Below are 14974 nucleotides of genomic sequence, written 5' to 3' on the forward strand. Positions count from 1 at the left end.
TTTAGTTTAATTATGTCTAAAGATAGTCTTGTTTCTTTAATTGATGTGAAAAAATCTTTTGGAAATAACCATGTTTTAAATGGCTTAAATATAGAAATTCCTAAACATAAAATATCTTTTATTATTGGACGAAGCGGTGAAGGAAAGTCTGTTACATTAAAAAATATTATTGGTATTCTTAAGCCTGACTCTGGTGAAGTTTGGATTGATGGATTTAAAATGAACGATGCCAATGAAGCTAAATGGAATGAAGCTCGAAAAAAAATTGGTATTCTTTTTCAAGATGGCGCTTTGTTTGATAGCTTAAATATTTTTGAAAATATTTCTTTCCCTATTCAGAATCACTTAAAAATGTCTTTAAAAGATATGGAAACAGAAGTTGAAAAATTATTAGATATTGTAGGTTTACCTGGAATTCAAAATAAATACCCACCCGAAATTTCTATTGGTGAACGAAAAAGAGTTGGCCTTGCAAGGGCTTTAGCATTAAAACCACAATTGTTACTTTATGATGAACCAACAACAAGTATGGATCCTCTCGTTTCCGATTTGATAGATAATTTAATTTACAATACACAAAAAAACTTGGATGGTATAACTTCCGTTGTGGTGAGTCATGATATCACTTCTGTTATGAATATTGCAGAGTATATCTTTCTTTTACATAAAGGAAAAATTTACTTTCATGGGACAGCACAAGAATTTGCATCAAGTAAAGATGAACTCGTAAGGCAATTCTTAACTGGCGGCAGAAAAGGTCCTTTGGAAGTTCCTATCGCATAAACTAAAATAATATCATTAATGCCTTTTGGCTTTTAAAGGATTTTTTTTTCATGTCTTTGTCCTCAGAAGTAAGAGTTGGATTATTCGCTATTGCTGGAGTAACTGTTTTAACCACTACGGCTGTTGTTCTTGGTGGGAATCCTTTTGCGTCCAAAAAACAATATTTTCATACAACAATTAGTAACGTTAGAGGAGTTGCAGAAAGAACTCAGGTACGTGCTTCAGGTGTTCAAGTAGGGGAAGTGACTTCTGTTGATATTTTACAAGATGGCGCTCGCATTAACTTTAGTGTAGATGGAAATCTAAAAATACCTAAGGGATCATTTATAGAAATAAAGTCGCGCGGGATTCTTGGTGATGTTTATATAGAAATTGTTCGTAATTCTTCTGGAATTGGATATATGAAATCGGGCGATATGATGCCACGAAATCCAGAATCAAATGACATCGAAGCCCTAATGACAAATTTAAATAATATTGCACGAGATATTAAAAAAATTACGGGTTCACTTTCGAATGTCTTAGGTACCAAAGATGGTGAAAGCTCTATTCGCAAAATTGTCGATAACATTGAAGGAATGACTTCGGATCTTCGTGAAGTAACAGCATCGCAAAAAACAAATTTAAAAGAAGCCATTCAAGGTATTCGAGATAGTGCTGTAAAAATTTCATCCTTAATTCAACGTAACGATACAAAAATAGATCAAATTATTTCTGATATAAAAACATTTACAACTGAATTAAGACAAATATCTACTCCTGAAAATCGTGAAAGAATTGAAAGTATTATTGCAAACGTAGATGAAGCTACGGCATCCTTTAAACGAATGGCTGCAAAAATAGAAAAAGGCGAAGGAACAATTGGTCAACTTATTGCGAAGGATGAAACAGCAGAAGAAGTAAAAGCTACTCTAAAAAGCATACAAGATGTTGTGAAGCCTATATCACAATTAAAATTAACAATGACGGATAGAGCAGAATACCGTGTGGCAAATGCGGACACGGGAGATAAATTTGTAAATGAATTTAATTTATTATTTTCAACCAGACCAGATAGGTACTATTTATTGGGGATTACGAATGCCTCCTACGGAAGACAAGTAAAAAATACGACAACAACTTCAACAATTAATGGAAATACAACACAGACAACGACTCAAGAAAACACAACTGAAAATACTTCTAATTTAAGATATAATTTGCAAATTTCTCAGAGATTTGGATTTGTTGGGTTACGTTTAGGAATGTTTGCGAGTTCGGGTGGTTTTGCATCTGATGTTTATTTATTTAATGATCGATTTGTAAGTACCGTTGAGTTTTCTCAATTTGGTGGCAGTCCAACTCCATCAGATACACAATACGGCAGCAAGGGGCCATTTAATATTAAAGCTTTTTCCAATGTTTTTATTACGCCTAATATATTTCTTACTGCTGGTGTGGATGGACTTGTCTTGTATAGCAAGCCCTTTCCATTTGTGGGGGCGGGCTTTTCAATTACGGATGAAGATATTAAAGGCTTATTTGGTGTAGCTGCTTTAGCTAAATAAAGTTACAGTTAAGTAACTTTATTTAATATGCTGCTTTAAAAGATTCAAATTTAATAAGATTCTTTTCATTATTATTAATCTCAATAAGCTTAAGTTTACGTTTTTCTCCTAAACTTTCATCTTCATTTTCATCATAACCAATAGCATGATCTCTCATTAAATGAGGAATAATAAGACCACTCTCAAATGTCCATTTTTTATTGTTACTATTTGTGCATGGTTCAGCAATAATATTATTAGATTCTTTTTGAATCGTTAGACATAAATTATTGTTACCTGATCTCGATTTAAACTGATAGTTATCGTTATCGTAACCCCAAGTTTGTGTACGGTCTTTTCTGGAGTGAGCAATAATAACTTTACCTCTGCTACTAATGTCATTTGGATTAACGGTTAAGTAATTTTCGGAGAATAGATCTGTAGCTGTTTGTAATTCAATGTTTTGCTCTGAGGCAAAAACAGGAGAATTCCAGTTGATTGTAATACGCTTTAAAATTTTTCTACTATTTTGCTCTGTATCTGAGGCTCCTAGATAAGGAATAGGGGTACTAGTAGAAAATAAATGATAGTGACTCCAAAATAAATTTGGAACAACAGCTCCTAATAAAGCTCCTGCGACAACACTAGTTTCAAATTCAAAATCTGTTTTTCCAATATATTCTTTATCCGCTTTAAAAATGGCTTGAAATGCAGGAACAAATTGGGCGTAGTGAATTGCAGAAAATTTATTTATATTTGCGACCCAACTATTATCCCAATGAGCACCAATGGAGGATTGACCTGTTAAGTAATTATCCAAATTTTCAAATACTTTTGCATTCCAAGACCAAGCAGCTAAATCTTTAGAGCTTTTATTTTCAACATCATAATTGTAAGTATCAAAAATGATAGATCTTGAGTTTGTGAAATTTACATTTGCTTTTAAATCAACACCAACTTTACCTACTGGGCCTTTATCATTAAAACCAAGATCACCACTAACGCCGCCTGAAAATCCATAGCTAAAACCTCTTGTTTCAGTAACGGTTTCCTTTTTATTAATATTTTGAGGAAACGTTTCAGAAAGGTTTACAGGAATATCATCACTGTTTTTAAGAAGTTTTATAGAAAATTTATATTCATTTGCAAATGGTCCTAAGTAATCAAATCTGTGAGCATTTGTTTGAAACCAGGAGTGATCATGTTTTAACTTATTTGCTAATTTCCAGCCAGAACCGCTGTCTTCTTTTGGTGATACAGTCACTATTAAAAACTTTCCGGATGGAGTCACATAAGAATAACCAGATTCTGAGTTGTCTTTTTTTGCAATAGCTTTAGATCCAATTAAGTCTAATTGATAATTTAGCTGAACACTTGCATTTCCATCACAATAATCAAGTAATTCAGTGCTGTCGGAAAAATAAAGAGAACCATACATTTTAAGCATTTCGCATTTTAAGTTTTCTCTTATTAAAGTTACTTTTGCTTTTGCACTTGAAACTTCAGTATTTGGATTTTGTTTTAAAGTTCCTGTTTTTTCCGAATTTAAATTTGTATTTAAATCAATATACTTTTTAAGTTGTTCTTTATTTCCAGAAATAAAGTGCGGAATATTGTTTTCTTTAAATAATAACACATTTTCATCTTCATTAATGGATAATCCAGTTAATTGCTCAGATATATATTTAACTACTTCAGGATCAGATGATTTATAATCAAAATAAACGCGTCTATTATTTTCATACGCACTTCTGACCATAGAAAGGTCTTTATCTTTTAAATTATTTGTATAAAGAATAGAATTATCTTTTGATGGCGAATTTTCATTATTATTAGATTTACTGCATGCGGTAGATAATATTGAAATTAAACTAGTATATAATACAGTATATTTAAAGTTATTTAATATTTTATTTTCCATTAAAGCCTCCCTTAGCCATAGAATTTCAACCATGAATACCTAATAGCAATTCATGTGCCAAATTTTAAAATAGGTATTTTTTGTTTTTTTTAACATAAGTATGAATGAATAATAGATTAAATTCTGGTTAAAAAAATATGACTTTATTGCGTTTGAGAATGACTCTCAATAATTATCTATTAATCATTATTTCTATTCTTTAAAAAGATAAGGCATTGTGATATGAATATAATAGATAATTATAAAAAAATATAAATAAAATTATTTTATGTAATTAATTAAAATTAATAAATAATTTATTTTGTATAAATTTTTTACAGTATTTATATGGATTTTAAACTGATTATAAATAGATAATATTTATAATTATAAGAAAAAATTTATATAATATTATATTAAATAATAAATATATAAAATTTAATTATTTTATTCTTTATTGAATATTATATATTTTATATTTTTATTTAGATGGTAAAAATGATAAAAAAAACAGATCATACTAGTGGATAGTAAGATCTGTTTTTCATAAAAAAGATTTATTAAAAAATAGAGGTTTAAATTATTATTTTAAAGCCAGTTTTTCATCTATTTCTTTTTTAATACCTTCAAAACTCAAATTACCTTCATATTTTTGCCCATTGATAAAAATAGAGGGGGTTCCACTTACGCCAATGCTATTGCCTTCTTCTAATTGGGCCATAACAGATTTGCTAAGAGTTTTGTCTTTATCTTCCATACAAGATTTAAAATCATTCATATTAAGTTTTAAGTCTGTTGCATATTTATAGTACATATCACCCGATAGTTTATCCATAGGGGCGCGACTAAATAATAATTTATGCATTTCCCAGTATTTATTTTGATTTGACGCGCATTTTGCAGCAATTGCTGCAGGCATAGCTTCAGGGTGAATTTGTGTTAAAGGAAAGTCTTTAAATACATATTGAACCTTTCCTTTATATGCTGCCAGAACTTTTTCAATTGTTTCATGTGCTTGTACGCAATATGGGCATTGATAATCCGCAAATTCAACAATAGTTACTTTAGGATCTTTCAATGAACTGTCATACTTATAACCTTCATTATTAAATGTAACTTGAATATCTTTTGGCTTTTCAATTCCAACGACATTAATTTTGCCTTCTTCTTGAGCCTTTAGAAGAATGCCCTGTTCTGCTTTTGATTGTTCCATTCTAGTTAAATACTGTTTAACTAAACCAGCTCTTTCTTTTTCTGGAATTTGTTGCATTTGCGGATTTGCTGCATTTTCTTTAATAAAATTTTGCACAACTTCATCGGAGATATTTGCATTTTTTGTATAAAAGTCTTTTTTCGCTAAATCTAAACTTGCGATCTTATTTTTAGCTTGATAGTCAGCAAACCAAGAGTCTAAATAATATTTTTCAAGAATTGCTTGTGCTGTTTCGTAAACTTTTTTTTGCGCGTTCACGAGTTCTGTTTTTTCAGCTATAGAAAGATCTGAAAATTTAACTTGTTTTGAGTTATAAGTACCTAGAACTTCGGTGCTCGTTTTATCTTTTTGAGATACGCATCCCGCAATCGCAACTGCTAAAATAGTAACTGATGTACCTATATGGTATTTATTTATTTTCTTCATTTTTGACAAAAGTAAATTCATTATTCCTCCAAAATTAATATAAAAACGATTTAAATATACACATGAACTTTAATAAGGAAAACATTATTTAATATGTATTTTATTTTGAGAGTAGATTTTTTGTTAAATCGGCAAGCATTTCATTTAGACTCTGATTGTCATATGAGACATGGGTTGCAAAATGTTTTGAAGGTTGAACAAAGGTTTCATGCATGGGTTTTACAAAGGAATCAAATTGTATTTTGACTCCATCGGGGTGTCTTCCTCGTTCTTCTACATCTCTTTTTAGGCGTCTTGCGTATCGAGTTTCTTCTGAAATATCTATAAAAATAGAAAAATCAAAAAAGGGTCTTAATATTTCCTGAGAGAGAATTAAAATACCGTCCACTATAATATAGGGAAAGGGTTCAACACGAATTGTTTTTTCTTTTCTTGTGTGTGTGACAAAGTCGTAAATTGGAATTTCTATGGGTTGGTTTTGAGATAATTTTTTTAGGTGATCAGCCATCAGTTTAAAGTCAATGGCATTAGGGTGATCAAAATTAACCGTACCATCTCCTTTAAATTGAGCACTGTGATCATGATAATAACTATCTTGACTTATAATTTGGCAGTTTTCTTTGCCAATAAGTTCCCAAAGTCTTCTTGCTGCTGTTGTTTTTCCAGAGCCGCTTCCGCCAGTTATAGCTATGATTGTTGTGCCTGCCGATTTTTTCAATTTCCAACCTCTATCAATTACTGGATTTATATTGTTCCGTAGATTCTGTCCCCTGCATCGCCAAGACCAGGAAGAAGATAGCCTTTTTCATCCATAGATCTTTCTACAGATAAACAATAGACAGATACATCAGGATGCGTTTCTTGCAAAATTTCTAAACCTTCTGGTGAGGCAAGTAAGCAGTGAAAACGAATTTCATTTACACCATATTGTTTTAATCTATCAATAGCGGCAACGACGGTTGCCCCTGTAGCGAGTAAAGGGTCGAGTAAAAATATTTTATTTCTTTCAATGTCATTAGGTAATCTAAAGTAATACTCTACGGTATTATTTAAAAATTTATCGCGATATATTCCTATATGACCAACCTTTGAGTGTGGAAACATCTGCATAAATCCATCAAGCATACCCATACCTGCTCTCATTACCCCAACGATAGTAACATCTTCATAAATAAACGGGCTTTCCATTTTTTCGAATGGAGTTTCTATCATAAAATTTTTTACTTTTAGATCTCGGGAACTTTCATAGGCCATAAGACGACTGACTTCACTAAGGAGTCTTCTAAAATCGCCACTATTGGTTTCTTTTTTTCTCAGAATAGATAAAGAATGAGCAAGTAAAGGATGTTGAAGAATATGAATATTTTTGTGATCATTTTTTAATAAATGTTTCGGCATTTTAATTCCTTTAATTTTTTAATATAATGAAGATTTAAATTTTAACTTAACATGTTAAACTAAACTATAAAAGTTTTTTTAGAAAAATTATTTTCATTTTATTGAATTCGTTTTTTAATTATACTTTATCAAGTGATACAAATAATAAGATAAATTCTATCATATTATTTGGTAAAATTGTTATCTTTAAATAATATTTTTAAATTTTGAATAGGGAAAAGAGTTGGTTGAATTTGAAAATAATAGATACTCAATAAAAATAAGATTGACTAATAAGCTAAAAGGAATTTTATTGGATTATGATAAAATGAATTATATTTTAATCTAAATTAGAATTATTAAATTTAATAAAATTTTCCTCATAATATTAATTATTTGAAAAGGTATTTTTTCTTTTTATAGATAGATATAAAAAAGAAGAAATAATAGAATTATTATTTCTTCTTAAAAATAAATTTATAAGAAATTTTTATTTAAAAGCAACGCTTTTAAATGCTTTTTTGCTCATAATTGATACATTACTTCCATCTGAAGTTAAAGTTGAAACTGGGCTAAAAATATAGCTACAGTACCCAGCAATATTAGCTTCAATAGTATCTTTATTTGTTCCATTAATTCCTGTATTTGTTAAATCAATAAATGAGCAGCTAGTTCCTGCCATTTTGTAATTTTTTGCATCTACACCACTAGTGTCTGAACCAAACATAAATAATCTATTATTAAATACAATAGAATTAATATTAACTGAATCCATAAAATATTTGTTTTCAAAATAAACTGCATCATCAATTTTAACAGCATTTTTGTAAGTTTCTTTTTCTATATCATATGATGCTACATAACCACTATGCATTTGAACAATTCTATTATTTAAAATAGCAATTGAATATGGACTTGCATCAATTCCGGTGTTTAATGAGCCGCTAACAGGAGAAGAGCAATTTAAATCGCTTCCAAATTGAGGAATGGAACATTTTAAAAAGTTTCTTTTATCTGCTCCTTGGGAAACATAAATAGTACCAAGTTTATTAATATCAAAACTTACAGAAGGTTTTTTGATATAAGGAAATAAATCACTTTCTGGTATTGTATAATCTTTACATCCTGAAATAGATGAATCTAATGGATTAACCTTTAATCCATTTGTTTTATCTATTGAACAACTTCTAATAATATCTCTATCACCAACTTTATTTTTAGCTAATATTAATAAATTATTTTGAAAAATTTTAGAATTTTTGTATTTTAACATATCAAAATTTGAATTATTTAATTTGGTGTATTGGCAATTTCCAAGATCTCCTGAATTATCAATATCACACTGAGTTACTATTCCTGCAGTATTATTTGTAATTGTTCCAACACCACTTTTGTGTTCATATGCTCCAAGAATAAATGCTTTATTTTCATTAATTAAAATATCTCTTGGTTTGAATTTATCTGTTATAGAAGCTTTATTTTCAATTGATGTTAAATCTTCGCATTGTCCTGAAATCTTCATATTCTCAGTATCTTTTATACCGCATTTTGTAACTATTGCTTCTGACTTGGTATCATCTGCACCTAAGAAATAGGCAAAGTTAACTGGGATTACTTTATCTTTTATTGGCTTAAACTTATCATCCTGAACAACTTCTTCAGAATTGTTATTATTAGCAATGAGTTCTTGAATTTTTTTATATAATTCATTTATTTCATCACTTGTAGCTTGATTAGAACTTGGTGTTTCTGATTTAGAATCTCCTTTATTACAAGATGCTAAAACGAGTGCTGATCCTAAAGTAACAGCAATTAAAACTTTTGAACGAACTGATTTCATGTAACATTCTCCTAGGAGTTTAAGAAATATAAGAACTTTAAACATTAAAATTCTTATGAATTAAAATTGATGTAATTCCTTTACAGCAAGAATTTAATTATCATCAAAAATTTTTTATGTATATTAATTTTATTTTTTTAAAAACACTTTTGATTTTAATTATTTAAGTTACTTTGATTTTTTATTGTTATATAATATATTGAAATTATTAATTAAAATATGGTATTATTTTATAATATTTTACTTTATTTTAGATTAAGAAAATGAAATATTTTATAATATAAAATTTCAAATATAACTTTTTCATTACAAATTAATTTCTTAACTTTTATTATAGATAACAATTCTTTCATTTAAAATTCAGTCTTAATATATAAATATTGATTTAGGTTAAATATGTTAATTTATCTCTAATTTTTAATTAGAGTTTAAATATTTAAAAATATTTAATTTAGTCGGAAAAAATGAAAAATATATTAATCTCTTTCTTAGTTTTATTATTAATTTATAGCTGTAAATCTGAAGAATCAATTAATACTAGAACAAAAAATAAATGTGATACTTCTTTATTTTCGAATTCAAATCGAATTTATGATGGATGTAATATAGATGAAAATTTTGAAAATACGTATTTAGAATCAAAATCAGTTGTTTCTGTTCACTCTAGTGGTTCTCTTTGCACAGGAACATTTATTGGAGATAATACTATTATTACTGCTGCTCATTGTTTTAATATGGATAAAATTAAAAATCAAAGTGAATTTGCATCTATATATAATGGTCTAGTGCATTCATTTAATGGAAATGAGAGTCAAGATAATTATTCAAGAATTACAAAAATTAAAATTCATCCTTATTTCCTCGAAAATTGTTCTAATCCAAATAAAACATTTTGTAACTTTGCTGATTTAGCTATTTTAAAAACGGAAAAAAGTGTTCAGCAATTAAATGGATTTAAAGCCAAAATCACAAGAAATCTATCAGATAGTGAAATGGTTACTTTTATAGGGTATGGAAAATTTAACGATCATGATACATCTTCACAAAGAACAAAAAGATGGGGTATTTCTTTTTTATATCTGCTTGACGATTCTAATTTCATATCCTTATTATCAGGTCTTTTTTTGCAAAATGTTTCATCAAAACAGGAATATTTTAATTCAATGAAAATAAAATTAGATTTTGATAGGAATCAAAATCTAAAAAATGGTTATTTGTTTTCGGAAGGATTAGAAAATGAAAATGGAGTTTGTCAAGGAGATTCGGGTGGTCCTGTTTTTGTAAAAAGAGGTAATGAATTTATGTTATCAGGAGTTATTCATGCAACTCTTGGAAACTCTAATGTGGATATATGCAAAAACAAAAAAGGAATGCATATGAAAATTGGATCCTATTTAAATTGGATTCAACAAGAGGCTATAAATAATGGAGATTCGATTTCCTTATTTTAATTTTATTATAAAATAATTGAACTTTATATTTGAATATTATATATCTTTTATGCAAAAGGAGGATTTCTATGAAAGTGAAAGTTACTTTATCTTGTTTATTTTTCTTGCTATTAATTATTGGGTGTTCAAAGACAGATCAAAGTAATAGTTCAAGTAATAATTACTATTATAATAGTTGGTCATGCTTGAATGGAACTGCTTGTATAAATACATTAGGTCACAATACTGGATCTGCTGGGCCTTTTTGTTCCTTTAGTTCTTGTCAAAGTTGGGCAGCAACAAATGTACAAATATATTCCAATAATTCGTCCTATTGTGGTCAAAGTGCAAATTATACAATTTATTATCAACCGACATCTGCTTCATGTATATAGGCATAAATTATTTTTATTTCAATTAAGAAATATTTAACGAATTAGGAAAATATAAAATAAAACTAGTCCCTTCTCCTAAATTGCTTTCAATATTTATAGATCCATCATGTAACAGCATCATGTTTTTTACCATAGATAAACCAAGACCAAGGTTTTTTTGATTAGAACTTCTCATATTATTTACTCTATAAAGACGATCAAAAATAAATGAAATATGTTTTTTATCTATCCCTATTCCAGTATCAGAAACTGTTATTTTAAGATCATGATTATTACCTTCTACTTTTACATGGACTTTACCATTTTGTTTGTTATATTGAATTGCATTAGATATTAAGTTACTTATAATTCGTGTAAATAATATTTTATCTAAATTTACGTCCCATACTTTTGGGCATTCAAGAGTCAACATAATATTTTTTTCAAAAGCGAAAGCTTCATATAATTCTATTAGTTTATTTAAATCATGAAAAAGATTAAAATGAGTTCGTTGAATAATAATATCTTTTTTTTCTGTTCTTGCTAAAAAAGTTAAACTATCAATTATTTCTGTAAGTCTAAAACATTCTTCTAAATTAGACTCCAAAATCTCTTCGTATTCTTTATTTGATCTCTTTCTTTGTAAAGAAACTTCAATTTCTCCTTTTAAATTATTTACAGGTGTTCTTAGCTCATGAGCAATGTCTTCGGAAAATTGAGACAGCCTTTGAAAAGATTCTTCCAGTTTGTTTAATATAGAGTTAAAAGAGTTTTTAATTATCACAAGATCTCTTGGGATCCATTGAACTTGAATTCGTTTTTGTAAATTATTTGAATCTATTTCTTTAATATCTTTAACTATATTTTCAACAGGTAATAATATTATTTTTAAAATAAAAATGGAAATTGATAATAGTAAAATTAAAATTATTAAACTCGAATAAACTATTTTATCTTTAAGATTTAATTGTTTATTTATAAGTCGAGTTCTTTCTGCTAAAACTTTATATTTATAGTTATTTCCACTAATATTTATATTTTTTTCAACATAGTAATAATAATATGGACCTAGTTTTTTAATAGAAACAAAATTATCAGGTTTAATTGGAATAAGTTTGTTTTCTAATTCTAATTTATGAATTAAAGTGTCTATTTTATTATCATAATAAATGATTTTATTTTTGGATAAGTCTTCAATGCTTATTAATCTAGGTTCAATTTTATTGAAAGAAGGATTTGTTTCATTAATAATACTTTCGTTTTTTGAAATATTATTTTCTGATATATAGTCAATGAAATCATTTATGCTCATTGATATTACTAATTCTTCGTAATTATTATTGTAATCTTTTGAAAAATAATTAAAAAAATACTGACTAGAAATAAATATAACAATACATGTTATAAAGTTCCATAAAATGAGAAGTATGGATAAACTTAATCTATTTTTAAGAAAACGAGTAAAGTTGTTAAATGTATTCAAAAATTCCTCTTTATTTAAATTGATTGAATGCAATTTGGGAAATTTAGAGTTACAGTTGTGCCTTTTTCGAATTCGCTTTGAATTGTTATTGTTCCTTTTTGTAATTCTATCAGATTTTTAACCATAGATAAGCCTAGTCCTAAATTATTGTTTCTTTTGATATTTAAATTATTTACTCTGTACATTCTGTCAAAAATGTAAGGAAGATTTTTTTCTTCTGCAATAGGTTCAAATGGTTCAACTAAATAAGAAATTTCTTTCGAAATTGAAAAAGGATCTGGCTTAATTTGAATATCTTTTTTCTCTGTTTTGGCTAAAAAAGTTAGATTATCTATTAATTCATAAATTTTATTGCATTCTTCAAGATTAGAAATTAAAGTTTCTTTATATTCATTATTTGTCCTCTCCTTTTGAAGGGCAACTTCAATTTCTACTTTTAAACTATGAAGTGGCGTTCTTAATTCATGTGAAACATCTTCAGAAAATTGATTTATTTTTTGAAAAGAATCATATAGACGTGATAAAATAATATTAAAGTTTTTCTTTATGATTAAGAGTTCTTTAGGAATCCATTTTACTTTAATTTTTTTATTTAAATTATTAGAGTTAATGTTATCTATTTCTTTGGCAAACTGCTCAATTGGTTTTAGAGTGAATTTTAAAATAATCAAAGATAAAGTTAAAATTATTATAAAAGATATCATGTACCATAATAAAAAAAGTCTTGATAGTGTTATGTTATTATTAATAAATCTGTAAAAGGTTTTAAAAAAATCCACGAATTATCCTCAGCCACCATCAAACATATAGCCAATACCACGAACTGTTTTTATTAATTTTTTTTCAAATCCATCATCTATTTTAGAACGAAGTCTTTTAATTTGCATTTCAACTAAATTTTTTTGCACATTAAAATGAATATCCCAAATTTTTTCTAAAATTTCATGGCGAGAAAGAACAATTTTATTATTTTGGGCAAGAAGCGAGAGAAGTTCAAATTCTTTCGGAGCTAGATCAATCACATTCCCATTTCGGGTTACTTTTTGATTGTTTAAATTGATTTCAAGGTCATGAAAAACTAAAATATTATTTTTTTTTGTTTTTTTTCTTCTTGTGATTGCTTTAATGCGAGCAACTAGCTCTGTAAATGTAAAAGGTTTGGTAAGATAATCATCTGCTCCTAAATTTAAACCTTTTACAATGTTATCGGTGTGATCTTTAGAGGTGAGCATAATGATGTTAGCATGCTTTGTTTTTATCTCTTTTAATTTTTCTAGAATACTCCAGCCATCCATATTAGGTAACATCACATCCAATAAAATAATATCATAATTATTATTTTGAGCTTGAATGAAACCTTCAAAACCGTCGTGTTCTACATCAACAACATATCCCTTTTCTGTCAGGCCCTTTTTTAAAAAGGAAGCTGCCTTTTCGGCATCTTCAATAATTAAAACGCGCATAAAAAGAGTGTCCTTATTTAATTACTGATTTTGACTCCAATTTTGGATTTCAGTAACGATACTAACACACTCTTGTTCCGTAAGGTCAGGGTAAAGTGGCAATCTTAAGAGACGGGTAGAATATTCCTCAGTAATAGGAAGTTGGTTTCTTTTGTAACCTAATTTTTCTCCAGCTGGTGCAGAGTGAAGGGGGATATAATGAAATGTAGCTCCAATTCCTTTTTCTCTTAAGTAGCCCATTAATGAATTTCGAGATAATTCATTTTTTAATATGATATGAAATAAATGATAATTCGAATCACAATCCTTAGAAAAATGAGGTAACTTTAAAATATTTTTTTCTTCTAAATGTTTTAATTGTTCTATATAATAATGATGAATTTTGCCTCGTTTTTCGTTTAATTCATTCATAATATCAACTTCTGCAGATAATATAGCAGCTAGAGGTTCGGCAAGAATGTAACTAGAGCCTTTTGCAACCCATGTGTATTTATCCACTTGGCCACGTAAAAACTGAGCTCGATTTGTTCCTTTTTCTCTTATTATTTGTGCTTTATCAGCAAGGATATCATCGTTAGTAATAAAAGCGCCGCCTTCACCACAAATTACATTTTTGGTATCGTGGAAACTTAATGTTCCCATATGTCCAATGGTACCTAAATATTTTTCTTTCCATTTTGCGCCTATACCGTGAGCAGCATCTTCTACAATTTTAATATTTTGAGGAGCACAAAGTTTTATTAACTTTTCCATATCACAACTGATTCCGGCATAGTGAACAGGAATTACTGCTTTTGTTCTATTTGTTATTTTTTTAGCAACATCATTCATGTCCATATTCATTGTATTGGGATCAATTTCACAAAAAACAGGTTTTAAACCAGCTACTAAAACGGCATTTGCTGTTGATGTAAAAGTAAAAGAAGGTAAAATAACCTCATCATTTTCTTTGGCATCTAATAAAAGCATGGCTATTTCAAGAGCGTGAGTGCAAGAAGAAGTAAGTAAAACATGTTTTACATTTAATAATTTTTTTAATTTATCTTCGGTAGAATGACAAAAAAAGCCATCTCCAGATAATTTTCCAGAGTTTAAAACTTGATTTATATTTTCAAAGACTTGTTTTGGGATATGAGGTTTTGATAAAGGTATTCTCATT

At 28.1% G+C, this 14974-nt stretch carries 13 protein-coding genes; 4 read left to right on the forward strand and 9 right to left on the reverse strand.

What is annotated here, in order from left to right:
• Positions 1-12: 12 nt before the first annotated feature.
• Both GCL60_RS12875 and GCL60_RS12880 read left to right on the forward strand, forming a co-directional pair.
• Positions 13-783: an ABC transporter ATP-binding protein gene (locus tag GCL60_RS12875; protein ID WP_153421071.1), complete on the forward strand. Its 771-nt coding sequence runs from the start codon at positions 13-15 to the stop codon at positions 781-783.
• Positions 784-833: 50 nt separating this feature from the next.
• Positions 834-2330, forward strand: a complete 1497-nt coding sequence (locus GCL60_RS12880; RefSeq protein WP_153421072.1) for an MlaD family protein — start codon at positions 834-836, stop codon at positions 2328-2330.
• Between the two features lie 22 nt (positions 2331-2352).
• On the opposite strand, the gene GCL60_RS12885 is transcribed toward GCL60_RS12880, so the two are convergent.
• The 5 genes from GCL60_RS12885 to GCL60_RS12905 all read right to left on the reverse strand — a co-directional run bounded on the left by GCL60_RS12885 (position 2353) and on the right by GCL60_RS12905 (position 9065).
• Entirely contained in the window at positions 2353-4230 is a 1878-nt protein-coding gene (locus tag GCL60_RS12885) for a leukocidin family pore-forming toxin (protein ID WP_161998207.1), read from the reverse strand.
• Positions 4231-4792: 562 nt separating this feature from the next.
• Complete coding sequence (locus GCL60_RS12890; protein WP_153421074.1) at positions 4793-5869, reverse strand: DsbA family protein; 1077 nt, start codon at positions 5867-5869, stop codon at positions 4793-4795.
• A 79-nt stretch (positions 5870-5948) separates the two neighbouring features.
• A complete protein-coding gene (gene udk / locus GCL60_RS12895) occupies positions 5949-6566 on the reverse strand; it encodes a uridine kinase (protein WP_153421075.1) in 618 nt (205 codons plus the stop codon).
• Between the two features lie 26 nt (positions 6567-6592).
• The gene (gene upp, locus GCL60_RS12900) at positions 6593-7246 is read right to left on the reverse strand and encodes a uracil phosphoribosyltransferase (RefSeq protein ID WP_153421076.1); all 654 of its coding nucleotides are present in this window, start codon (positions 7244-7246) and stop codon (positions 6593-6595) included.
• Positions 7247-7715: 469 nt separating this feature from the next.
• A complete protein-coding gene (locus tag GCL60_RS12905; RefSeq protein WP_153421077.1) occupies positions 7716-9065 on the reverse strand; it encodes a hypothetical protein in 1350 nt (449 codons plus the stop codon).
• Positions 9066-9529: 464 nt separating this feature from the next.
• Here GCL60_RS12905 and GCL60_RS12910 point away from each other — a divergent pair, with 464 nt between their 5' ends.
• Complete coding sequence (locus GCL60_RS12910; RefSeq protein ID WP_153421078.1) at positions 9530-10516, forward strand: trypsin-like serine protease; 987 nt, start codon at positions 9530-9532, stop codon at positions 10514-10516.
• A 68-nt stretch (positions 10517-10584) separates the two neighbouring features.
• The gene (locus GCL60_RS12915; RefSeq protein WP_153421079.1) at positions 10585-10890 is read left to right on the forward strand and encodes a hypothetical protein; all 306 of its coding nucleotides are present in this window, start codon (positions 10585-10587) and stop codon (positions 10888-10890) included.
• 22 nt (positions 10891-10912) lie between these two features.
• Here the strand turns inward: GCL60_RS12915 and GCL60_RS12920 are convergent, their stop codons facing one another.
• Genes GCL60_RS12920 through rffA form a run of 4 tightly spaced genes read right to left on the reverse strand, consistent with a single transcriptional unit; the run spans position 10913 to position 14973 of the window.
• Positions 10913-12352: a heavy metal sensor histidine kinase gene (locus GCL60_RS12920; RefSeq protein WP_161998208.1), complete on the reverse strand. Its 1440-nt coding sequence runs from the start codon at positions 12350-12352 to the stop codon at positions 10913-10915.
• 14 nt (positions 12353-12366) lie between these two features.
• A complete protein-coding gene (locus tag GCL60_RS12925; RefSeq protein WP_153421081.1) occupies positions 12367-13131 on the reverse strand; it encodes a histidine kinase dimerization/phospho-acceptor domain-containing protein in 765 nt (254 codons plus the stop codon).
• Positions 13132-13140: 9 nt separating this feature from the next.
• Complete coding sequence (locus GCL60_RS12930; protein ID WP_153421082.1) at positions 13141-13815, reverse strand: response regulator; 675 nt, start codon at positions 13813-13815, stop codon at positions 13141-13143.
• A 21-nt stretch (positions 13816-13836) separates the two neighbouring features.
• Positions 13837-14973 (reverse strand): dTDP-4-amino-4,6-dideoxygalactose transaminase, encoded by a 1137-nt coding sequence (gene rffA / locus GCL60_RS12935; protein ID WP_153421083.1) that lies wholly within the window; start codon positions 14971-14973, stop codon positions 13837-13839.
• Position 14974 lies beyond the last annotated feature (1 nt).

This window comes from Silvanigrella paludirubra, assembly GCF_009208775.1.
GTDB lineage: Bacteria > Bdellovibrionota_B > Oligoflexia > Silvanigrellales > Silvanigrellaceae > Silvanigrella > Silvanigrella paludirubra.